The sequence below is a fragment of the uncultured Aquimarina sp. genome (assembly GCF_947492115.1).
Lineage (GTDB): Bacteria > Bacteroidota > Bacteroidia > Flavobacteriales > Flavobacteriaceae > Aquimarina.
The window spans coordinates 438,493-461,945 of the sequence record NZ_CANLMM010000005.1; the positions used below are offsets into that span (position 1 = coordinate 438,493).

Genomic DNA, 23,453 nt, shown 5'->3' on the forward strand with positions numbered 1-23,453 from the left:
AAATTGTTTAGAAGCTTCTTAGTTAGTACTAAATGAATTAAAATGAAGTTACCTGTCTCTTCTAGATATAATGAGGTCTTAAATGATATAAGTTAAAATCTCCGGAGCAAGTTAACAGAGCAATCAAAGGACCTTTCATTTTCAAACCGTTTACGTTTTACTGGCAAAGTAAGCCTAGGGGTAAACCCTCTTAGAATAAAAAAAGGTCATTGAAGGCGATATGCCAACAATGACCTTTGCTTAAAGAATAAGAAATAATTATTTCTAAAAATCTCTTATTACATTCCTATCACAATTTTAAATTAGTAACCAGGATTTTGCTGTTCAGCAATAACAGTGTTTGCGTTTAACTCTGCTTGAGGAATTGGAAATAAAAATCTAAAATTTCCTGGTTCGATAGTAAGTACTTCTGGTGGTGTACCAGTACCATCAATCACATCTCCATTATTAGATCTTTCAATAGCCTCTCCTCTTCTTTTAAGGTCAAAAAATCTATGCCCCTCAAAAGAAAGTTCAACTCTTCTTTCAAATTGAATTGCATCTTCTAAAGCCTGACCTGTTTCCGTTCCAGCAGTAAAAGGAGTGTATCTTGTAGCTCGTAGCTCATTTAAGGTAGCCAGTGCTGCTGCTTGCTGGTTTAGCTCAAACTGTGCTTCAGCTTTATTTAATAACACTTCTGCAGCTCTCAACACTTTTATATCGACACGTCCATTAATTTGTCCTTCTTCACCTAGGAATTTCTTAACAGCATTATATTCTACTCCATTATTATTACCAACGAACTGCATAACATCTCTTCTTACGTCTGTTGTAGAAACACTGTTAAAGAAATCAAAGTCGATTACGAATTCTAATATATCGTTATCAGCGTTAGACTGACTAAAAAGAACTCCAACATTGTTAAAGTTAGCTTCTGAAGAAGTATTTACTGATAATTCAATCACAATTCCTGAGTTATTAGAATCTGTATAAACACCTGGTAAATCATCTGCACTCGCCAAATCTGTAGTAACTTCATTAGCTGCATCAATAGCTAACTGATAATCTCCGTTGTAGAGATAAACTCTTGATAAAAGTCCAAAAACTCCATTTCTATTAAGACGACCTTCACCATTATCACTTCCTATAAGTTGACTAGCACGCTCTAAATCATCAATGATCTCTGCATAATTAGAGCCTATAGTTTCTCTTGCTGGCTGTGCAAAAGGATCTCCAGTATCCCCATCTTCTGTTTTTATATAAACTACTCCTAACTCTCCGTTAGCACCAGCACTTTGTGTTGGTATAGGTCCATAAATCCTAGCTAAATCAAAATGCGCCCATGCTCTTGCTCCTAGAGCTTGTCCTAATATATTATCCTTATCATCTCCTTCTGGTAGTTTATCAATATTACGGATTAATATGTTAGCAGCATTAATTGCTTCATATGCTTCACTCCAATATAATGCAATTGCACCACCTGTAGTCGGAACATATCGATAATCATAATAATCATCATTTGAACGTCTTCCGCTTTGCGCTTGTATTACATTATCAGATATAATATCAGGAATTGACTGCAATCCTGACCCTGGATTTGAGTAATAATTCCATAATTGACTATATATTCCATCTACTCCATTCTGAAATGAAGAAACACTTCCGAAGAAATCATCCGGATTTACCTCTACAAATGGTTGCAAATCGTTTAACTCGTCGTCACATGCCATAAAAGTGAATGTGAAAAAGACAAGAAATATTTTAAAAAACTTATTTTTCATTTTATATTTTATTTTTTATTAAAATCCTATTTCCATACCAAAGATGTAAGCCTTCGTTTGAGGATAACTAAATAACGAAAACTCACCTTGAACGAAGTTAGCATCTCCCGGTTCTCCTGTTTCACCAGATCCAATCCCAATTTCTGGATCTCCTTCATAGTCACTAAAAGTAAGAATATTTTGACCTGTAGCATAAAGACGAAGACGGTTTATCGGTAGTGGCTCTAAGAATTTATTAGGAAGATTATATTCTAAAGTTAATGTTCTTAATCTTATATAATCACCTTTTTCTAAGAATCTTGTAGTACCTGCTTGATCCGCATCTGCTTGAAATAATGGACTTGGTAACACATTGGTATCTCCAGGTTGTCTCCAGTAATTAAAAGCACTCGTTCTTAAATTAGCATCAATATTTCCAATAAACTCACCTTGTGCTCTTTGGTTATTCAAAATATAATTACCTCCCTGATACACGAAGTCAGCTCTTAAACCAAATCCTTTGTAATTAACACTACCAAAGAAACCTCCTTGATAGCTTGGAAGTGGAGACTTCCCTTCTTGAATTTTCAGGAACGAATCACTATAGGTCTCTGATAAATTACCATCAAGATCAACATATTGAGGTGCACCATTATCAGGATTAACACCTGCATACTCCACTAAATAATAAGAAAATAGTTCTTCTCCTTCTCTTAAAATAATATTTCCGAACGAACCTGTAATAATATCTTGTCCATTTACTAATTTATTTACCCTATTATCTATAAATGTGATATTTCCTCCTAAAGAAACTTGTAGGTTTTCAGTTCTAATAATATCAGCATTTAAACTTATCTCTACACCAGAGTTTTGAATCTCTCCAATATTTTGGAATATACCATTATCTTCATCTCCCACTGTTTGTGAAATAGGTCTGTTTAATAATAAATCGTCAGACACTTTTTTAAAGTAATCAACAACCCCATTTAATCTGTTATTAAACAATCCGAATTCTAATCCGATATCTAAAATAGATTGTGCTTCCCATTGTACTTCAGGATTTCCAACACGTAATGGTATTACAGTAGTATTACCGTTATATGTATTGAATCCGGCAACACTTAAAAACTGAAAATCTGGTATGTTTTGGTTTCCAGATGTACCATATGAAGCCCTTAGTTTTAAATTATTGAATGCGGAATCACTTAAAAATGATTCTTTTGCTAAATTCCATGCAACGCTACCACTATAAAAAGTACCAAATTTGTTATCAGGACCAAATCTTGAAGAACCATCACGTCTTAACGAAGCTGACAATATATACTTCTGTTCAAAATCATAATCAGCGAATAATGCTTGAGACCATAGAATTCTTCTAGCCTCATTAGACCCTTGATTCGTGGACTCTGCTGCTACATCTATGAAAGGAATATCCGGTGAAGGAAACCCTCTTGCTGCTACGAATAATTCATTTCTGATATTCTCATTATATTCTAAAAGAAAACTCGCTGAAAGATTATGAGAATCACCATACTGATCTGCATAAGTAAGAATATTAGACACATTATATTCTAAATCTAAGGCAACATTTTCTGTCTGCGTACCTGGGAATTGGCTATCTCCAACAAAACCTTGTAAAACTCCGCCTGGAAGCGATCTAGCTGTTCTATTAAATCTATTATTAATTACACCTACCTGAAAGCGATTAGAAAACTTATCAGATAATCTGATATCAGCTGATAGTGATCCTATCAATAACACATTTCTATTATCTTCTGGTTCTGTTATTAATGCCTCTGCTATTGGAAAGAATATCCCTCCTCCTCTATTAAATACTGGGTTACCATCAGCATCTGTTACAACATTTCCGTCTGCATCTCTAGCAAACAATGGCGCATATGGATTATAATCATATAAACCTCTAAATGCATTTTGAACATTATTTCTATCCCTTGGAAGATCCGTAGTACTTCTAGAAGCAGAAACGTTTGCTCCAACAGTTAACCAATCTTTTGCCTGATAGGTAGTATTTAACCTTGCAGATACTCTTTCAAAACCGTCAATACGATCAATAATACCCGTATTTAGGTTGTATCCTAAAGATAAAAAGTACGTAAGCTTATCAGATCCACCAGATATAGATAAATTGTTATTTTGAATCACTGATGTTCTAAGTAATTCTTCTTCCCAATCAGTATCAAAAGAAATCAACCTTTGTCTTTCTTCAGGTGTAGCTGTAGCTCCTGGTAATGATTGTGCTGCTCCTACACCCAAATTAGCAAACTCTTGCTCTAAATTTAGTTTTTGTTCTGCATTTAATAAATCAAAAGGATCTGCAATTCGTTTTCCAAAACCATAAGAAGAAGTAAAGGTGATTTTTGCATCTCCAGATCTTCCTTTCTTAGTAGTAATTAATACAACTCCATTAGCCCCTCTAGAACCATATTTAGACACAGAAGCTGCATCTTTTAAAATTGCTAACGATTCGATATCATTAGGATTCAAGTTATTAAGTGGATTAAATTGCTCATTTTCGTTGATAGGAACTGGCACTCCATCAATAACATATAATGGAGTAGTACTAGATGAAATAGAACCAACACCCCTAATCTGAACAAAAGCAGTATTTCCTGGTCTACCATTTGCTGCTGTTACCTGAACCCCAGCGGCTTGACCTTGTAGTATATTATCAATACTAGTAGATGGAACGAAATCTTCAATATCATCTGCTCTTACCGTAGATATTGCAGAAGTTACAGTTGATTTCTTTCCTAATCCATAAGCAGTTACTACTACTTCCTCTAGTTCAGATGCAGATATTACCAAACTAACATTAATAGTTTCAGCAGTATCTACAATAACTTCTTTATTGGTAAAACCAACATAGCTAAACACCAAAACAGCCCCTCTGTTTGTTGTAATACTATAATTACCATCAAAGTCAGTTTGTGTTCCATTTGCAGTATTTTTCACCACCACGTTTACGCCAGGTAAGGGCAATCCGTCACTGTCTGTGACATTACCAGTTATTATCTTTTGCTGCGCAAAAACAAAACTGGTGACAAAAAACACAAATAGTAATAATTTGTAATTAAGTTGTTTCATAAATAAATTTTCATAAATTAAACCTCAGTTAGAAATTGCAGAAAAGGAGTACGGTAAATTGAAAATTGATGGCTAATTCAATTTATCTTGCGATATATTATAAAAGGAATAACATAATTTCGTAGATAGAACAATTTACCGTACTCCTTTTCTGCAATTTTTTGACAAAACAAGTAATTATGGGGGGTCAACCAGTTAAAACTGATCAAGCTTTACCCTTTTACCGATAAAAATTTACCTATTTACCTAACTTTTATGCTTGAAGATTTGTCTAGAAGTATACACATCAATGTTCTACTCTATTTATTAAATTTTAAAAGGGAAAAACTATCAAAGAAAAATTAATTTTAGACACTAAAATTCCTAAGATATTCTGAAGGAGTAACGTGATTATATTTTTTGAAAGATTTATTAAAAGTAACTTTGTTATTAAATCCAACTTCGTAAGCTACATCAATAATATTTATACTTTTTGATTTATCATTTTTTAGGATACTCATAGCCTCGTTAATCCTGTATGAATTAATTAAGTCGAAAAAATTAAGACCAAAATGTTCATTGATAACTTGTGAAGTATTATGTCGATTTGTATCCAAAAGATCTGCTAATTTTTGTAAAGTGATATCGTTATCGCGATACACTTTTTCCACATCCATTAAATAAACAAGCTTATCTTTTAACTCAACGGACAACCTAGCTGTTAAACTTGAAGAACTATATTTATAAGCACTAGGTAACTTATTTACTTCATTGATAGGTAATGCTAATACATCTTTTTTCTCTTTTATTAGTGCTAAATTAAAGAAGGTATTGTAACTTATGTAGAGCACCAAAAAAGTCATTATAAACACCTGTAAATTAAACAATAAACTACCTATCTCGTACTTTTCGAAAATAAGAACATAACACCCATAAAAAATAGTATACAAACTATAAAACAGGATTAAATTTCTCTGCCAATTTATTTCGGATTGATTTACATTTTCATCCTCAATTTCTCTTTTCAAATATTTGGAAATTAATAAAACCCCATATATAATTAAAGACAACAATTTAGCTATCATAATAAACAAAGCATAAGGTCTATCATTATCAATAATAATTCGAAGTTTTTCCGTACCTGATAACATATAGATAGGCAACATTAAACCTACGAATAGCACCGTAGGAATTAAATGCAACAAATCTTTTTTCTTAAAGGTGTAATTTTCGTTTATCCGTTTGAAATAAAAATATATCAATGGCCCATACAAAAACGAAAAAGATGCTGAAACGTATAGTGTGTGAGGTAAATAGAACTCATAATTGGTAATAAAAATACTAATTCTTAAAACGAAGAATGAATGCAATAAAAGAAAACAACCGATTAGGAAATTAGCTTTTCTATCTTTTACTGGTCGAAATATTAATATGGTTGAAATAAAAATCCCGATAAATCCTACATAAAGACAAAACAATGCCCATCCACTAATATTCCGTTGATATCTCTTTTGCAGCTTTTTAAAAACAGCGGAGTCCTTTATTAATTCAAAATTACTATGATTTATAAATGAAACATCTAAAGTTGCCCCAATATATTTTTCTATAAATATAGCCGCTTCTGTTGATTGCTTAGATTGAGCATAAGAAAAAGCTGCCTTTTTAAATATATCAATAGAATCGCTATAGCTAGTTTTAGGTAAAGCATTATACTTATGGATAGTTGTATCATAATTCTGTGAACCAAAAAAAGCATCTTGAACCTTGCTTTTTTTAATGGTATCTTTTACAATATTATCTTGAGGAATAAATGCGATATCATTAGCATACAAACCTATTACACAAATTAAATATAAAATAATAGTTCGCGTGATCGTAGACTTTACGTTTTGTTGAGTTTGACACATAATCACTTGGCAAATTAGGGATGGCTAAAAATACTATTTGTGTAGAACTATTTTCATAAAATTTTTCGAACATATAGGAGATAATAAAACGATGTTAAGAGGAATCTAAAAAAATAAACTCCTGTTAAGCAATCTTTTAAAAGTAAAAAAACTAAATAACCCTTTCTGTTTTTTTGTTAAATTCTTAACTAATATCAGTGTTAATTAACACTAAATTAATACTCTTCTTTTATGAATTCTTAGCCTCTTAAATTTTTAATTTATCAAAGCCATAAAGCAATAATAAAAGGAGGGCAAAAATATCTTCATGGCTAACTCAAATATTTCATTTTATAAAACTAAACAAGGTTTATAAAAGAACCGCACCTCCTTTTAATGATTACAAGACAAAAGAAGTAATCATCAAAACAAAAACAGGCAAACCTTATCAAGGTTTACCTTTACCGAATAAATTTTACTTTTTCCGAAGAAAGTTTACTAAAAAACCATGAAAAATTAGGCAACCAATGATTTAAGATATTCAGAAGGAGTAACTTGGTTATATTTTTTAAAAGATTTATTGAAAGTAACTTTATTATTAAAACCAACTTCGTAGGCAATATCAATAATATTAAAGTTTTTATGTCTCTCTTCTTTTAATAGCTCTTTAGCCTCTTCAATTCTATATTTATTAATTAATTCAAAAAAGTTTAAATTAAAATGTTCGTTAATAATCTGAGAAGTATTATGTCTTGTTGTATCCATTAATTCAGATAGCTTCTGCAAGGTTATATCATTTTGCTTATACACCTTTTGATCATTTAATAAGTGCAGTAGTTTTTGCTTTAATTCTATTGACAAACTTTCTGTAAGTCCAGATTTTACATATTTTGTAGCCTGTATTTTTTCCTTCGGTTGCGTTCTAATAATTTTGAGACTACCAAAAATACTAGGCTGCACAAAAGCTGTATAACTTACATACAACACTAGAGAAGCCATTAGGCCAACCTGCATATTAAACAAGAAACCACTATAAATCTTGGATATTATTAAAAACGCGTATATACTATATGTTAGAATGTAGACAGAACAAAAGATGACGATGTTTCTTTGCCAAACAAATTCCTCTCGCGAAACTTTCCGTTTGCTTTTAAATGCTTTTACATAAATTCTTACGACCAAAATTCCGTAAAACACTAATGATACTAACTTCATTACCGTTATCAATGCTCCATGCGGAACTGTTCTGTTCAATAGCATTCTGAGCTTTTCTTCTGAAGACTGCACATAGACTGGCAAAAGCAGAAAAACGATTAATCCTATTGTAGGTACTATATGTAAAACATCTAAAGTCTTAAATTTATGTTTCTGAATAACCCTCTTAAAATAGAAGTAGATAAGAGGTCCATATAAAAATGAAAAAGAAGTAGAAATATATAAACTATGAGCAAAATAATATTGGTAGTTTGTTAATAGCGCACAAATATGAAGAATAAAAAATGAATGCAGTAAAACGAAAAAACTCATTAGTAAATTCGACACTTTATCCGATCTTTTCCTTAGATTTAAAACTACTGCAACGAAAAAACCGATAAGACTTATATATAAGCAAATAATGGACCACAAATTTATCTTTTTAAGATATTTAGCAGCTATTAATTGATACGCTGGCGAATCACTGATCGAATCGAAGAAACTATGTCCGACAAAATTGATATCTAAACTTGATTTAACATATCTATCGATATACTGAACCGCGAGTTCTGGTTCGTTCATTTCAGAATAAGTGAAAGCTAACTTTTGAAAAACAGCAAGGGAATCTGCCCTCTTATCATTCAAACTCTGAAGATATTTGTCTATAACGTCTTGTTGATGTTTTTCCTCATTGTCATTTTGAACTATCTCAAAAGAAGAAACACCATTTACCTCATTACTATAAAATGAAGTATTGCTCCAACTTTTGAAGTTAGAGTAAACGAGCATTAATAAAAGAATACTCAATAATGGTATTGATGTATTTTTGTTTGAGTTAGCCACACAATTATTTTTACATAATTATACCTCCTAATTTACGACAACTTTTTCATAAATTTTTCATAACAGAGGATTTCCCGATAATATCTTACTAAAAAAACCAGTAAAATCAAGGGTTTGCAAAATATAAAATTTTCTTATAAAATATGGGTTTACCGTAAAATAAGTAAAAAAACACATCAAAAACGTATTTCGAAAAAACAAAAAAAAGTGAATAAAATCACTTTTTTTGAACATTTTTTACACTAAGAAAATGTATTAATCATCTTTTATGTGGATAAGAAACATACTATAGTCTTTTGGCTTCCTCCCAAAAAACATTCATTTCGTCTAAAGACATTTCCTTTAAGTTTTTGTTTTTTTCCTTAGATTTTTGTTCTAAAAACTGAAAGCGTTTTATAAATTTCTTATTGGTTCTTTCTAAAGCATCTTCAGGGTTAATATTTAGAAATCTGGCATAATTGATCATAGAAAATAACACATCTCCAAACTCAGATTCTATTTTATCTATATCCTGTTTTTCGATTTCATACTGCAACTCTGAAAGTTCTTCTTCTAATTTTTCAAAAACCTGTTTTGGTTCTTCCCAATCAAAACCTACACCAGCAACTTTATCCTGTATCCTGCTTGCTTTTACCATGGCAGGTAAAGATTTAGGAACTCCTTCTAAAACACTTTTCTTACCTTCTTTTAACTTAAGGTTTTCCCAGTTTCGTTTCACGTCCTCTTCATTATCAACTTTCACATCACCATAAATATGTGGATGACGGTTAATCAATTTTTCACATATACCATTAGCAACATCTGCAATATCAAAATCCTTTGTCTCACTGCCTATTTTTGAATAAAAAACTATATGAAGTAACAAATCTCCTAATTCATTTTTTACTTCATTTAAATCATTCTCTAAGATAGCATCTCCTAATTCATACGTTTCTTCAATAGTCAAATATCTTAATGACTGTAAGGTCTGTTTTTTATCCCATGGACATTGCTCTCTTAACTCGTCCATTATAGTTAGTAACCTATCAAAGGCTTTTAGTTGATCTGCTCTAGAATTCATTAGTTTAATTTTATATCAAAAGTAACGATTATAAAATCTTCAATTTAATTTTAACGGGAAAGTCTTTTTCTCTTAAAAAAGTATAGATTTGAGGGCTTATAAATTTTGTAAATACGTACAATATGCCTCTGAAAAAGATTTTGTTTGCCTGTATTCCTGCAGATGGTCACTTTAACCCAATGACTGAGCTAGCTGTATATCTAAAGGACAAGGGATATGACGTACGGTGGTACACTGGAAAAAGCTATGAGAACAAACTAAAGCAAATGGAAATTCCATATATTCCTTTTGTAACTGCAAAGGAAATTAAAATCTCTGAATTAGACGAAGCTTATCCAGAACGGAAGAAATTAAAAGGGATTTCCCATATTAAATTTGACATTATAAATCTTTTTATACACCGAATGAAAGACTATTATGAAGATGTGAAAGACATTTTTAGCTCTTTCCCTTTTGATCTTCTGATATTTGATAACACTTTTCCAGGAACGATCGTAAAGGATAAATTGAATGTTCCAGTGGTTGGTATAGGTGTTGTTCCCTTAGCTTTATCTGCAGCAGATATTCCGCAATACGGACTGGGACATCAGCCTGCTGGCAACTTTTTAAGCAAAAGAAAGCAAAATTTCATAAAATTAATGGCTGAAAAATTAATTTTCAAGGAAACCAAATTTGCATATAATGAATTATTGGCGAGCTTGAACTTGCCACCAACAGATCATAATATATTTGACATTTCTCCATTAAATGCAACGGTATTTTTGCAAAATGGAATTCCTGAAATGGATTACCCAAGAAATGCTATTCCTAAATCCATAAAATATGTTGGCGCATTAAATACTTGGAATAAAAAATCTATCAACAATCATAGTAAAGATTGGGGAACGATATTAGATCCTAAGAAAAAAACAATTTTAGTATCTCAAGGTACTGTAGAAAAAAATCATAAAAAATTGATTATTCCTTCTTTGGAAGCTTTTAAAAACAGTTCTTTTAATATTGTCGTAGTAACGGGAAATAACGATACTAAGCTATTAAAAAATCAATATCCTCAGAAAAACATTTATATAGAAGATTTTATTCCTTTTGAGATAATCATGCCTTTGACAGATCTATTTATTACGAATGGCGGATATGGAAGCTCTATGATCAGTATTAAACATGGAGTTCCGATGGTCACAGCTGGTATCAATGAAGGTAAAAATGAAATATGTGCTCGTATAGATTATTGTGGATTAGGTATAGATTTAAAAACCGAAAGACCAAGAAGCTATTCCATTAAGGAAGCAGTTGATCAAATTTTAATTAATGATAGCTACAAAAAGAACGTAAAACGAGTACAAAACCTCTTAAACTCATATAAAACCTTAGAAATTTGCGAAAAGCATATCGAAAACCTGCTTTTTTCATCCAATGATTAAATTTCTAACTGTTGCATTCTTTGTTTAGTAATTTCAAAATCTGAAATCAACTTTTTCACTATTTCTCTGACAGGTTTGATATCATGAATTAATCCAGATACCTGACCTATCTCTAATTCTCCTTCTACGAGATCACCTTCAAACATTCCTCTTTTTGCTCTTGCTCTACCTAACAACGTTTTTAACTCTTCGATAGATGGACCTTTTGTATACAATTCTGCGACATCATGATAGAACTTATTCTTTAATAAACGAACTGGTGCTAATTCTTTTAAGGTAAGATGAGTATCTCCTTCTTTAGCATCCACTACCATTTGTTTAAAATCTTGATGTGATGAAGCTTCTTCACTAGCAACAAATCTACTCCCTAATTGTACTCCATCTGCTCCTAACGACATTACCGCATACATAGAGGCACCCGTAGCAATTCCTCCTGCAGCAATTAATGGAATATCAACCTTTTCTTTCACCATTGGTATTAAGGTTAAAGTTGTTGTTTCATCTCTTCCATTATGTCCTCCAGCTTCGAACCCTTCAGCTACAACAGCATCTACACCAGCTTCTTGAGCTTTTAAAGCGAACTTTAAACTACTTACCACATGAACTACTGTTATACCTTTAGATTTCAAAAAAGAAGTATATGTTTTGGGATTACCCGCAGAGGTAAACACTATTTTTACATCTTCTTCAATAATTATCTCTATTACCTCTTGAAGGTTTGGGTACAACATAGGAACATTTACTCCAAAAGGTTTATCTGTTGCTTTTTTACATTTTTGAATATGCTCTCGCAAAACATCTGGGTACATGGAGCCTGCTCCAATAAGTCCTAATCCTCCAGAATTACTAACAGCACTAGCAAGCTTATAACCACTTGCCCAAATCATTCCACCTTGTATAATAGGATACTGAATTTTAAAAAGATCTTTAATTCTATTCATTCGTTTTTGATACCTTTAGTACACACTTGGAATTATCTATTAATAATTCCATTAAATAAAGACTATTAGATAGATTACCTTACAACTTAATTTTGGTTCCCTCTAACATTTTAGTCCAAACCAATCTACCTTCAATGGTAAAAATCCGAATTTTAAGTGATTTTAAGGTACTAAGATTTAAAAAATAATTTATCTATAACCGAATTTAAACAACTACGAGTACCCACTGAATAAAAATCCACAAAATCAGCACTAAACAATAAATTAAAAAAATTGTTTTCGGGCAAAGGTTAATCTAAGAAATTACGCCTGATCCAACTAATTCATCATCGATATACCAAGCAACAAATTGTCCTTCGGTAATAGCACTTTGAGGATTCTCGAATACAATATACATTCCTGAGTCCACCTGATGCAAAGTAGCTTTATCTAAAGGCTGTCTATAACGAATTCTAGCCATCACCTGTAATTCTTCGTCTACATCCAATTTAAGATCTGGTCTTACCCAATGCAATTCATCATTACTAATAAATAATGCTTTTCTATACAATCCAGGATGTGATTTTCCTTGACCAGTATAAATCACATTTGTTTCGACATCTGTTTCTATAACAAATAATGGTTCGGGAGTACCACCTACAGCCAATCCTTTGCGTTGTCCTTTAGTATAATAATGAGCTCCTTGATGTTTACCGACTACTTTACCATCATTTACATTATATTCATATTTTGATGATAAAAACTCCAATTCTTCTTGTTTAGAGTTGAAATCAGGTACTATTCTATGATACATTTCTTCTGAAGAAGGTATTTCTATAATATCTCCTTGTTTTGGTTGTAACTTTTGTTGAAGAAACTCGGGTAATCTTACTTTCCCTATAAAACATAGACCTTGTGAGTCTTTTTTATCTGCAGTAATAAGGTCTTGCTCTTTGGCTATTTCTCTTACCTCTGGTTTTAATAATTCTCCAACTGGAAATAATGTTTTTGATAATTGCTCTTGGGATAATTGACATAGAAAATAAGATTGATCCTTGTTAGGATCTTTACCAGCTAGTAAACGATGTATTTCTCTATCATTTTGTATAATCGTATCTTTTCTACAATAATGACCTGTAGCGACATAATCCGCTCCTAAAGACATTGCTATTTTTAAGAAAACATCAAACTTAATTTCTCTATTACACAGAACATCTGGATTTGGAGTTCTACCTTTTTCATATTCATTGAACATATAATCCACTATACGCTCTTTATATTCTTCACTTAAGTCTACCGTTTGAAATGGAATTCCTAATTTTTCAGCTACTAATAATGCATCATTACTATCATCTAACCAAGGACATTCATCAGAAATAGTCACAGAATCATCATGCCAATTTTTCATAAAAAGACCAATAACTTCATATCCTTGTTCTTTCAATAGATATGCTGCCACACTAGAATCTACTCCTCCTGATAAACCTACTACTACCCTTTTCATTATATTATTTATTCTTACTTACCTAAATTATTAAAGTAAAACCGGTACTCAAATCTTTTGCAAAAGTAATAAATAAAAAAAGTAATGCTCTCGCATTACTTTAAGGTTTTATCTATGCCAATATTTTTAAATATTATACTAAGATCTACTTTTTTCGATAGGAAATCTCTTCTGTTCAATTAGCTTTCCATTCTCATAGTAATTCCAAACTCCATCTTTTCGATCTCTTTTATAATTACCTTCAATTTGTACATTCCCATTCGCATCATAATACTTTGTTACTCCATGTAATTGATCATTTTCATAGGTGAATTCCTTTATCATTATACCTTTTTCGGAATACACTATTCTCTTACCCTGTTTTTCACCATTTACGTAAACAGTTTTTTCTGTAAGTTGTCCATTTTCAAAATACGTTTTCTGTTCTCCATCAAGCTTACCTTGTTTATATTCCTCAGTCATCATCACTTTTGTTGATCCTCTATGATAATATACCCATATTCCAACACGATCCTTTCCTAACATCTTTCCTTCACTTATCACCTTTCCTCTTGCTGTATAATATTTTACCTGTACACTATCATTATCCTTTGAAAATATTTTAATAGCCGTTGGTATTTTCCCACTATTAGGTTTATAAAATTTAAACTCTCCTATTTCCTTGCCATGGTCAAAAGTTCCTTCATATCTAATTTGATTACTATTATCATACTTTTTTTGCCATTTCCCATGTCTTTCACCTTCTGAATCAAAAGCGTTAAACACCTGGCTATACAAGCCATTAGAAGCAAGAGCCAAGAAAAACAGAAACAAAAATATTCTTTGCATAGTATAAAATTTAAACCAACTTCATAGACCAAAAAGTATACCAAGCTTGGAAAGTTTGATTTTTTACAAGGGTATACTTTTAAATAAATATCTTACAAAAAAAACATTAAAACTTCTAAAAAAACAATTAACTAAGTATAAAAACAACCTAAGTTAACTTTTGTTTAACTAAAAATTAAAAATATATAAAACAAACGCCTCGTTAGTCAAATTGAACAAATAAACTTTTAAAACTCAAAAAAATGAAAATTATTTCAAAAATCACCAATGCACTGTTCCTTGCAGTCTTGGTATTAAGTACTTTTTCTTGTGGTAGTGATGATGACGGAGATGTAATCATTTCAACAGATAACATTGTTACTATCGCTACTGGAGATTCGGACTTGTCGCTTTTAGTCAGCGCTTTGACAGCTGCAGATGGAGATCTCGTTTCTGTACTAAATGGTGATGGTCCTTTCACTATTTTAGCTCCTACAAATTCCGCTATGGAAGCATTTTTAGCTGCGAACAATTACGCTGATATCAATGCGATTCCTACTGATGAATTACAGCAAATTTTACTCAATCACGTAATTGCTGGAGAAGTAACTTCCACTACATTAGCGAATAATGTAGCTGGCTATACGCAAACTTCGTCTACCTCGGGACCGGACAACACTAATTTAAGTGTATATTTTAACACCACTAATGGAGTCGTTTTCAATGGTACAGCAACTGTGACATCTGCTGATATTTCAGCTTCAAATGGAGTGATCCATAAAATAGATGCCGTTATAGAGTTACCAGATCTTACAACATTTGCTAGTGTAGACCCTAATTTATCAAGATTGCTTGAAGGATTAACTGCTTATAACTTTGACTATGTAACAACGCTTCAAGGTGATGGTCCTTTCACTGTTTTTGCGCCTAATAATGCTGCATTTGAGAACTTGTTAGCTACTAACCCCTCTTGGAATAACCCTGGAGATATAGAAGAAAATATACTTGAAAACGCTCTTAATCTTCACGTAATTCCTGATAATAATGTTAGAGAAGCAGATTTAACTGATGGTAATGTTACCACATTATCTGGAGAAATTACTATTGATGCTACTGCTAAAACTGTAAGAGCAAATGGTGTAGATTCATCTAATGCTAGTTCGATTATATCAACAGATATACAAGCATCAAATGGAGTTATTCACCTAATTGATCGTGTAATGGTGGCCTCACCATCTTTACCAAATTAAAAAAACACCCCCCATTTCACGAGAAATGGGGGGTTTTTAAATTATTTCTTTTTAGCTTTTTGTTGTTGCTCTGCTTGTTCCATTAATTCTTTCATCTTCTTCTGGAACTTTCCTTGCTTTTTCGGTTTCTTCTTATTCTCCTGAATTTTAGCATGAATTTTATCTTCATCTATAATAACATTCTTAATCACTAGCATAATACCAATAGTAATTAAATTAGAGATAAAATAGTATAATGATAACCCACTCGCATAATTATTAAAGAATACTAACATCATCAATGGCGATAAATACATGATAAACTTCATGTTTGGCATTCCTGGTTGCTGCTGTTGCATGGTTTGACCTGTAGTCATCATCATATAAATAAAAATAGCAATCGAAGCTAATATTGGGAATAAGCTGATGTGATCTCCATAGAAAGGAATTTCGAATGGAAGTTTCGCTATGGTATCATAACTAGATAAATCATCTGCCCATAAAAAACTCTTCTGTCTAAGATCAAAAGCACTTGGAAAGAAATTAAATAAGGCATAGAAAACTGGAATCTGCATTAGAGCTGGTAAACAACCACTCATTGGGCTTGCACCTGCTTTGCTGTACAAGGCCATAGTTTCTTGTTGCTTTTTCATCGCATTATCCTTATACTTTTCATTAATCTCATTGATTTCAGGGCGTAAAATTTTCATTTTAGCCTGAGAAACATAAGATTTATAGGTTACAGGGGACAATACAATTCTCACTACAATAGTCATTACTATGATCGCAATACCATAAGGCAAGAAACCACTTAGTAAGCTAAAAAACGGAATAAATAAATATCTATTAATGAACCCAAAAATACCCCATCCTAATGGTACGATCTCATCAAGATTGCGATCATAAGAACTTAAGATTTTATAATCCGTAGGCCCATAATACCAGTCCATATTATAATTTAATTCTCCTCCATTTAACTCTAAAGGAACTGTAGCTGCAAATTCTTTAGTAACCTTTATATCCTTATCATCTAAATCACTGGTATTTGCAATATTTTTAGAAGCCATAGTGGCTGTTTTAAACGGAGTATCCGTTAATAAAACCGAAGTAAAGAAATGTTGCTTAAACCCAATCCAGGTTACATCTTCTTCTTTTTCCTCTGCAAAATCACCTTGACCAGTATAATCATCTTTTCCACCATCATATTCAAACAGAATTTCTGTATATCTATTTTCATATGAAGCACTTTTCGCTTGTCTTATCGCTTGTAATTTCCAATCTAAGTTTATAGGTTGACTGCTATTGAATACTTGCTGTAATCCTTGTGATCTTATCGAAAAATCTAACATATATTCATTAGGTTTCAACTCATAACGATATTCCAAAAATTGAGATTCTGAAACCTTCCATTTCATAGATAAAACACTATTCTCACCATTTTTGGTCAATGAAGGTTCAAAAAACAGGTCTCTCGTATTTAAAATTCTATTGTCTGTAGTTCCGAAATTCAGATTGAAAGATGCATTCTTTCCATCTTTGATTAAATATAGTGGAACGGAATCATACGTTTTGAAGTTCTTAAGCAATGCTTCATCAATATATCCTCCTTTGTTATTAATCTTTAGACTTAGAACTTCATTTTCAATTGTGGTAACCTTATCTACTGCAGATGGCAAACTAGCTGAATAAGCTACCACTCCTAAAGTAGATTTAGCTTGTACCATTGCCAATGAATCTTTAGGATCTACTGCTACAGCTTTGCTCTCGGGAACAAAATCGGTTGCTACATTCTCACTTTCATTTTTCTTAGCTTCAACTTGTTCTTGTTCTGCTTTTTTAGCTTCAATTTCTTCTGGTGTAGGTTTATTGATATAAAACATCCACGCAAAAATTCCAAATATTAGAACAAATCCAATTACTGTATTAAGGTCAAATTTCTTTTCTTCCATTGATCTGTGTATAAATACTCTCGTATATGATTAACTAATCAGACACGTTTTCTTAATTTTTGTTACTTTTTATTGTCAATTATCTCGCCACTTAAGATTTTTGTGCCACTTTGGCACTTTTGGAGGAGTTAGCATACGCTACGGCTGCTTTTACAAATGCCACAAACAAAGGATGAGGATTTGCAACTGTACTCTTATATTCTGGATGGTATTGAACACCTACAAACCATGGATGCTCAGGGATTTCAATAATTTCTACTAATCCAGTTTTAGGATTCACTCCTGTAGTTCTTAGTCCTGCCTTTTCTAATTGTGCTTTATATTGATCATTATATTCGTAGCGATGACGGTGTCTTTCAGCTATCAAAGAAGTTCCATAAGCCTGTGACACTTTACTATTCTCAATTAGCTCACAATCCCACGATCCTAATCGCATCGTGCCTCCCATATCGGTAATATTCTTTTGCTCTTCCATTAAACTAATAACTGGATTAGCAGTCTTTTCGTCTACCTCAACAGAACAAGCATCCTTTAAACCTAAAACATTACGAGAGTATTCTATAACTGCCATTTGCATTCCTAAACAGATACCGAAAAATGGTAATCCTTTCTCCCTAGCAAACTGAACTGCCTTAATTTTGCCTTCTATTCCTCTTTCCCCAAAACCTGGAGCTACTAAAACACCATCTAAGTGCGCTATTTTATTTTCAATGGTTTTTTCATCTATATACTCTGAATGAATACTCTCTACATTCACTTTTACTTCATTCTCAGCTCCAGCATGAATAAATGCTTCTAAAATTGATTTATAAGAATCTTGTAATTCTACATACTTACCAATTAATCCAATAGTTACTTCACATTTTGGATTTTTATGTCTTTTCAAGAAATCATTCCATTTATCTAAATTAGGAACATTATCATCTCGTAAAACTAGTTGTCTTAAAACGACTGTATCTAAGCCCTCTTCTAGCATTAAATTAGGCACATCATAAATCGTAGAAGCATCAATAGACTGAATAACTGCCTCTTTTTTAACATTGCAGAATAAGGCTAGTTTTCTTCTTAGATCTTCTGATAATTCGTGTTCGGTACGACATACCAAAATATCAGCTTTAATTCCGCTTTCCATTAAGGTCTTTACACTATGCTGAGTAGGCTTTGTTTTTAATTCACCAGCAGCAGATAGATACGGAATTAATGTTAGATGAATAACCAATGCGTTGTTATCTCCTAATTCCCATTTTAATTGCCTTACTGCTTCGATATAAGGTAAAGACTCTATATCACCGACAGTTCCTCCTATCTCTGTAATAACTATATCATAATTACCACTTTTTCCAAGAATTTGTATTCTTTCTTTTATCTCATTTGTAATATGAGGAACTACCTGTACGGTCTTACCTAAGAACTCACCTCTACGTTCTTTTTCGATAACACTCTGATAAATCCTACCAGTAGTAACATTATTTGCTTGTGAAGTAGGAGTATTCAGAAAGCGTTCGTAATGCCCTAAATCTAAATCAGTCTCTGCACCATCATCAGTTACATAGCATTCTCCATGTTCATAAGGATTTAAAGTTCCTGGATCAACATTTATATAGGGATCTAGTTTTTGAATCGTAACTCTATATCCTCTCGCCTGAAGTAATTTTGCTAATGAAGCTGCTATAATTCCTTTTCCAAGAGATGAGGATACGCCTCCAGTTACAAAAACATATTTGGTATTAGCCATGTAAACTTTACTATTTATTGTAGGGTTGTGTTTAAATTTTGCGCAAAAATACAAAGAAGAACCCAAATAAAGCATTGAAAACTAGGCAATATTTGCATTACTTATCCATAATTCTTCAACAGTATAAAAAACTGAAAATGAACAAAAAAACATTCCACAAACAAGAAAAAACCAGTCAGTTGACTGGTTTTTATATAGTTTTCTATTATTTTCTTAGTGTTTAAATTTAAATAAGAATATAGAATTATTAATCTTATCTTCTATAAAGCCTGAAAGAAGATATATCATCATTCCAGTTCCTAACTCCAAAGGGCCAAGATCCATATGTGAGTTTTTCTAGATCTCTATACTCCGTTAACCTACCATAACTATTAATAAATGTAGATCTATCAGTGTATCGAGCATCTTTATATATCCCTAAGTTAAAAGCACCAGACAGTTTAAGTGATGTTATATTATCACCCCATATTCTACCATCGACAGGCATATATATAGTATGTAAATTATACTGAGAAGTAGAAAATACCTGAGAAGGCCCAGCAAAATTTCTATCTCTAAAAACTTTAACTCCATAGAAATTATCATTTTTTTCTATATTTTGATTTTCGACTAAAGTTTCGATTGACTTTTTATACACATCTGATTTTTTATAAACATTTAGATTATCATAAAGGTAAAATATATTCAAATCATCACCATTAACAACAGACACCAAATCTCGTAATTCAAAAATTTGCTTTAGATTTTCATTGTCCCTTCCTTCGATTATTTTAGGTTTATTCTTTTCAGAGAAATCAATTTGCAAACTAAATGTTTTGCCCTCATATATATATTTATATTCTTCAATTTTTTTATCCAAAGATAAATTTTCTAGAGTATTTATTTCATCTTTAGTGCACGATATAATAAAAATTGATAAAAGGATTAAAAACAGTTTTTTCATTTTAAGTTAGGTTTTAAATTAGTAATTTGTAATCACCCATCACAAGTGACTTTCATTACATTAGTGACCTGAGCAAACATTTTGTTATTATTAAAAACAGTTAATATTTTCTTAAAAAAAGAAAATCCCATCCATACAGGATAGGATTTTAATTTTGCCAAAAAAGAAATTTTATTCTTCTTCATCAGACCCTGATGCTTCCGGATCTTCAAAATCAGTAATTCCTTTAGCTTGTAAAATATTATACCATTGTATTACTTTTTTCATATCACTTACATATACCCTATCCTCGTCATAATCTGGTAATACTTCACTAAAGTATGATTCTAATTTATTTTTGGACTCTTTATGACTTATCGCTTTTTCTCCATTTTCTTTTTCCTGAATCCTTTTAAAGATCTCTCTTAGAGGAACTTCTTCAGTAAAAGTATAAATCGCAATCTCACTAAGAATACTAACATTATTCTGAATACTAACAGAAAGTTTTTTTCCATCTGCTAATGATTCGGCTACAAACCCACTTCGTGTTTGCGCTTTTAATTCATATAAACCTGGTTTTCCAGAAATTGATAAAATTTTGTCTAAGCTCATAAATTTCTTTTTCGAAGTTGGCAAATATCAATAGTTCAATTTTAAAAATCAAACTTTAGCCAACATAAATAATTAAGATACTTCTATATTTTTATTAAATACGATAAACTGTTAACGTCCCTTTTTAGCTAACGGAAATTTCATTCTATAATCTGCATTGATCTTACCTTTAGAGATATTCGTAAGCTTTCCTTTAATCAAACGCTTTTTAAGACTGGATAGTTTATCTGTAAATAAAATTCCTTCGATATGATCATACTCGTGCTGAATTACTCTCGCTGCCAAACCACTATAAGTCTCCGTGTGCTCCACAAAGTTTTCATCGAAGTAGTTTATTTTGATCGTTTCCTTTCTAAAGACATCTTCACGAACATCTGGAATACTTAGACAACCTTCTGTAAACCCCCATTCTTCTCCAGTTTCTTCAACAATGGTGGCGTTTATAAAGACTTTTCTAAATCCTGTCAATACTTCTTTTTCTTCTTCAGAAAGCTCATCATCATCCGCAAAAGGTTCTGCGTCCACTAAAAACAAACGAATAGGAAGTCCTATCTGCGGAGCTGCTAATCCAACACCATGTGCATTATACATGGTTTCAAACATATTTTCTAACAATTCTGAAAGCTTAGGATAGTCTTTATTAATTTCCTTTGCTTTCTTCTTTAAAACCGGATCACCGTATGCTACAATTGGTAAAATCATTTAGAATTTATAATTTTTATTGGATAATGAATAATCCAAACTTATTAATTTAAAGGTTTTTCGAAGCTGTTATTCTGCTTGAAATAAAAATAGTTGTTAATTCTTTAGCCTCATTTAATGCTTTATCTAATTCACTTCCTTGGACTAAATCTTCATCTTTAAGAAATTCAATCCAGAATATACATTCATCAGATTCTTCTATTACAATACTTAGTTTAGAAACGAATCCTTTTTTAGTTTGAGCTAAACAAGCTGCTCTATAATTTGCCGCGACAGATGTTGAACACCTTATTAACTGACCTTCTACATGCTTGCCTAACTTATTAGAAGGAAGATCAAGTGCTAATTTAACACATTGATGAGCAAAATTTTTTGATCTTATCTTCAAATCCATAATAAAAACACAATATTCATTAAAAAATATTCATTATAAATTATAAAGATAATCCTGTAATATAATAGTGGCACTAATTTGATCTACTAACTTTTTATCTTGTCTTTTCTTTTTAGATATCCCACTGGCTATCATTGTATCAAAAGCTATTTTAGAAGTAAATCGCTCGTCTATTCTTTTTATCGGAATATCAGGCAAAATTTTTGATAATTTTTCTAAAAACGGTTGAATCAGCTTTTCACTTTCAGACGCCTCTCCATGCATCCTTTTAGGTTCTCCCACAACAAACAATTCTACTTCTTCACTAACAACATAATCTTGCAACCAACCCAGTAATTCTTTTGTATCCACAGTAGTTAATCCAGATGCGATGATCTTAGATTCATCTGTTACCGCAATACCACATCGTTTTGCTCCATAATCTATTGCTAGAATTCTTGCCATATACTATTTTGTGCAAAAGTATGATAATATTATAATATAGTGCGAATTATTAAGACTATCCTAAAATATTTAATCTGTCTATGTTTTTCCATCGAAGCTATTATCTTTACCAAAATTTTTTAATACATGGACCAACTAAAAGAAACCATAGAAAAAGCGTGGGATAACAGAGAGCTTTTAAAAGAATCAAAAACACAAGAGGCTATAAGAAAAGTTGTAGACCTATTGGATGCAGGAGACCTTCGTGTAGCAGAACCTATAGAAGGTGGATGGCAAGTAAATGAATGGGTAAAAAAGGGAGTTGTACTTTATTTCCCAATTCAAAAAATGGAAACCTTAGAAGCAGGTATTTTTGAGTACCACGACAAAATTCCATTAAAAAGAGGATATGAAGCCAAAGGGATTCGTGTAGTACCTAATGCTGTTGCTCGACATGGTGCATATATTTCTGCGGGAACTATTTTAATGCCAAGTTATGTAAATATTGGAGCTTATGTAGACGAAGGAACAATGGTAGACACCTGGGCTACAGTTGGTAGTTGTGCTCAGATAGGAAAAAATGTACACTTAAGTGGTGGTGTTGGAATCGGTGGTGTATTAGAACCGCTACAAGCCGCACCAGTAATTATTGAAGATAATGCATTTATCGGATCTCGATGTATTGTTGTAGAAGGAGTTCGTGTAGAAACCGAAGCTGTACTGGGTGCTAATGTTGTACTTACAGCCTCTACTAAAATTATAGATGTTACAGGTGATACACCTGTAGAAATGAAAGGAGTAGTGCCTGCTAGATCAGTAGTAATACCAGGAAGCTATACTAAGAAGTTTGCTGCTGGAGAATATAATGTTCCTTGTGCATTAATTATTGGTAAAAGAAAAGAAAGCACCAACAAAAAGACTTCTCTTAATGACGCTCTAAGAGAGCATGATGTAGCTGTATAATTAGAAATAAATCAGTATACTTGTGAGCTTGTCTTTTACTAGACAGGCTCATTTTTTTAAATCATA

The 23,453-nt window shown here is 32.0% G+C and carries 18 protein-coding genes; 3 read left to right on the forward strand and 15 right to left on the reverse strand.

The window, feature by feature from the left end; all coding sequences use genetic code 11:
• Positions 1-302 precede the first annotated feature (302 nt).
• The 5 genes from Q1A73_RS17390 to mazG all read right to left on the reverse strand — a co-directional run bounded on the left by Q1A73_RS17390 (position 303) and on the right by mazG (position 9,806).
• Positions 303-1,760, reverse strand: a complete 1,458-nt coding sequence (locus Q1A73_RS17390) for a RagB/SusD family nutrient uptake outer membrane protein (protein ID WP_299607960.1) — start codon at positions 1,758-1,760, stop codon at positions 303-305.
• An 18-nt stretch (positions 1,761-1,778) separates the two neighbouring features.
• On the reverse strand, positions 1,779-4,844 hold the full coding sequence (locus Q1A73_RS17395) for a SusC/RagA family TonB-linked outer membrane protein (RefSeq protein WP_299607963.1): 3,066 nt from the start codon (positions 4,842-4,844) through the stop codon (positions 1,779-1,781).
• A gap of 347 nt (positions 4,845-5,191) precedes the next feature.
• Positions 5,192-6,730, reverse strand: a complete 1,539-nt coding sequence (locus Q1A73_RS17400; RefSeq protein WP_299607966.1) for a helix-turn-helix domain-containing protein — start codon at positions 6,728-6,730, stop codon at positions 5,192-5,194.
• A 495-nt stretch (positions 6,731-7,225) separates the two neighbouring features.
• Positions 7,226-8,746, reverse strand: a complete 1,521-nt coding sequence (locus Q1A73_RS17405; protein ID WP_299607969.1) for an AraC family transcriptional regulator — start codon at positions 8,744-8,746, stop codon at positions 7,226-7,228.
• Positions 8,747-9,032: 286 nt separating this feature from the next.
• Positions 9,033-9,806, reverse strand: a complete 774-nt coding sequence (gene mazG / locus Q1A73_RS17410; protein WP_299607972.1) for a nucleoside triphosphate pyrophosphohydrolase — start codon at positions 9,804-9,806, stop codon at positions 9,033-9,035.
• 122 nt (positions 9,807-9,928) lie between these two features.
• Here mazG and Q1A73_RS17415 point away from each other — a divergent pair, with 122 nt between their 5' ends.
• Positions 9,929-11,227 (forward strand): nucleotide disphospho-sugar-binding domain-containing protein, encoded by a 1,299-nt coding sequence (locus tag Q1A73_RS17415; RefSeq protein ID WP_299607975.1) that lies wholly within the window; start codon positions 9,929-9,931, stop codon positions 11,225-11,227.
• On the opposite strand, the gene Q1A73_RS17420 is transcribed toward Q1A73_RS17415, so the two are convergent.
• The 3 genes from Q1A73_RS17420 to Q1A73_RS17430 all read right to left on the reverse strand — a co-directional run bounded on the left by Q1A73_RS17420 (position 11,224) and on the right by Q1A73_RS17430 (position 14,479).
• Positions 11,224-12,168, reverse strand: coding sequence for a nitronate monooxygenase (locus Q1A73_RS17420; protein ID WP_299607978.1), 945 nt, complete (start codon positions 12,166-12,168; stop codon positions 11,224-11,226). The genes Q1A73_RS17415 and Q1A73_RS17420 overlap by 4 nt on opposite strands.
• A 295-nt stretch (positions 12,169-12,463) precedes the next feature.
• The gene (gene mnmA / locus Q1A73_RS17425) at positions 12,464-13,651 is read right to left on the reverse strand and encodes a tRNA 2-thiouridine(34) synthase MnmA (protein WP_299607981.1); all 1,188 of its coding nucleotides are present in this window, start codon (positions 13,649-13,651) and stop codon (positions 12,464-12,466) included.
• A 138-nt stretch (positions 13,652-13,789) separates the two neighbouring features.
• The gene (locus Q1A73_RS17430) at positions 13,790-14,479 is read right to left on the reverse strand and encodes a hypothetical protein (RefSeq protein WP_299607984.1); all 690 of its coding nucleotides are present in this window, start codon (positions 14,477-14,479) and stop codon (positions 13,790-13,792) included.
• Between the two features lie 242 nt (positions 14,480-14,721).
• Between Q1A73_RS17430 and Q1A73_RS17435 the strand changes: the two genes are divergently transcribed.
• The gene (locus Q1A73_RS17435) at positions 14,722-15,708 is read left to right on the forward strand and encodes a fasciclin domain-containing protein (protein WP_299607987.1); all 987 of its coding nucleotides are present in this window, start codon (positions 14,722-14,724) and stop codon (positions 15,706-15,708) included.
• A gap of 41 nt (positions 15,709-15,749) precedes the next feature.
• Here Q1A73_RS17435 and yidC read toward each other — a convergent pair whose 3' ends face one another.
• The 7 genes from yidC to ruvX form a co-directional block, all read right to left on the reverse strand.
• On the reverse strand, positions 15,750-17,636 hold the full coding sequence (gene yidC, locus Q1A73_RS17440) for a membrane protein insertase YidC (protein ID WP_299607990.1): 1,887 nt from the start codon (positions 17,634-17,636) through the stop codon (positions 15,750-15,752).
• A gap of 91 nt (positions 17,637-17,727) precedes the next feature.
• Positions 17,728-19,371, reverse strand: a complete 1,644-nt coding sequence (locus Q1A73_RS17445) for a CTP synthase (RefSeq protein ID WP_299607993.1) — start codon at positions 19,369-19,371, stop codon at positions 17,728-17,730.
• Between the two features lie 253 nt (positions 19,372-19,624).
• Positions 19,625-20,314 carry a hypothetical protein gene (locus Q1A73_RS17450; RefSeq protein ID WP_299607996.1) on the reverse strand — a complete coding sequence of 230 codons (690 nt, stop codon included), beginning with the start codon at positions 20,312-20,314 and terminating at the stop codon, positions 19,625-19,627.
• A gap of 171 nt (positions 20,315-20,485) precedes the next feature.
• On the reverse strand, positions 20,486-20,905 hold the full coding sequence (locus Q1A73_RS17455; protein ID WP_299607999.1) for a DUF5606 domain-containing protein: 420 nt from the start codon (positions 20,903-20,905) through the stop codon (positions 20,486-20,488).
• 111 nt (positions 20,906-21,016) lie between these two features.
• Complete coding sequence (def, locus tag Q1A73_RS17460; protein ID WP_299608002.1) at positions 21,017-21,607, reverse strand: peptide deformylase; 591 nt, start codon at positions 21,605-21,607, stop codon at positions 21,017-21,019.
• 49 nt (positions 21,608-21,656) lie between these two features.
• Entirely contained in the window at positions 21,657-21,995 is a 339-nt protein-coding gene (locus tag Q1A73_RS17465) for a four helix bundle protein (RefSeq protein ID WP_299608005.1), read from the reverse strand.
• Positions 21,996-22,034: 39 nt separating this feature from the next.
• Entirely contained in the window at positions 22,035-22,445 is a 411-nt protein-coding gene (gene ruvX, locus Q1A73_RS17470; RefSeq protein ID WP_299608008.1) for a Holliday junction resolvase RuvX, read from the reverse strand.
• Positions 22,446-22,571: 126 nt separating this feature from the next.
• On the opposite strand from ruvX, the gene Q1A73_RS17475 reads away from it, so the two are divergent.
• Positions 22,572-23,387 (forward strand): 2,3,4,5-tetrahydropyridine-2,6-dicarboxylate N-succinyltransferase, encoded by an 816-nt coding sequence (locus Q1A73_RS17475; RefSeq protein WP_299608011.1) that lies wholly within the window; start codon positions 22,572-22,574, stop codon positions 23,385-23,387.
• Positions 23,388-23,453 lie beyond the last annotated feature (66 nt).

Coding starts and splice junctions, on each gene's coding strand:
- Q1A73_RS17390 (WP_299607960.1), bottom strand. CDS start 1,760: ATGAAAAATAAGTTTTTTAAAATATTTCTTGTCTTTTTCACATTCACT.
- Q1A73_RS17395 (WP_299607963.1), bottom strand. CDS start 4,844: ATGAAACAACTTAATTACAAATTATTACTATTTGTGTTTTTTGTCACC.
- Q1A73_RS17400 (WP_299607966.1), bottom strand. CDS start 6,730: ATGTGTCAAACTCAACAAAACGTAAAGTCTACGATCACGCGAACTATT.
- mazG (WP_299607972.1), bottom strand. CDS start 9,806: ATGAATTCTAGAGCAGATCAACTAAAAGCCTTTGATAGGTTACTAACT.
- Q1A73_RS17415 (WP_299607975.1), top strand. CDS start 9,929: ATGCCTCTGAAAAAGATTTTGTTTGCCTGTATTCCTGCAGATGGTCAC.
- Q1A73_RS17420 (WP_299607978.1), bottom strand. CDS start 12,168: ATGAATAGAATTAAAGATCTTTTTAAAATTCAGTATCCTATTATACAA.
- mnmA (WP_299607981.1), bottom strand. CDS start 13,651: ATGAAAAGGGTAGTAGTAGGTTTATCAGGAGGAGTAGATTCTAGTGTG.
- Q1A73_RS17430 (WP_299607984.1), bottom strand. CDS start 14,479: ATGCAAAGAATATTTTTGTTTCTGTTTTTCTTGGCTCTTGCTTCTAAT.
- Q1A73_RS17435 (WP_299607987.1), top strand. CDS start 14,722: ATGAAAATTATTTCAAAAATCACCAATGCACTGTTCCTTGCAGTCTTG.
- yidC (WP_299607990.1), bottom strand. CDS start 17,636: ATGGAAGAAAAGAAATTTGACCTTAATACAGTAATTGGATTTGTTCTA.
- Q1A73_RS17445 (WP_299607993.1), bottom strand. CDS start 19,371: ATGGCTAATACCAAATATGTTTTTGTAACTGGAGGCGTATCCTCATCT.
- Q1A73_RS17450 (WP_299607996.1), bottom strand. CDS start 20,314: ATGAAAAAACTGTTTTTAATCCTTTTATCAATTTTTATTATATCGTGC.
- Q1A73_RS17455 (WP_299607999.1), bottom strand. CDS start 20,905: ATGAGCTTAGACAAAATTTTATCAATTTCTGGAAAACCAGGTTTATAT.
- def (WP_299608002.1), bottom strand. CDS start 21,607: ATGATTTTACCAATTGTAGCATACGGTGATCCGGTTTTAAAGAAGAAA.
- ruvX (WP_299608008.1), bottom strand. CDS start 22,445: ATGGCAAGAATTCTAGCAATAGATTATGGAGCAAAACGATGTGGTATT.
- Q1A73_RS17475 (WP_299608011.1), top strand. CDS start 22,572: ATGGACCAACTAAAAGAAACCATAGAAAAAGCGTGGGATAACAGAGAG.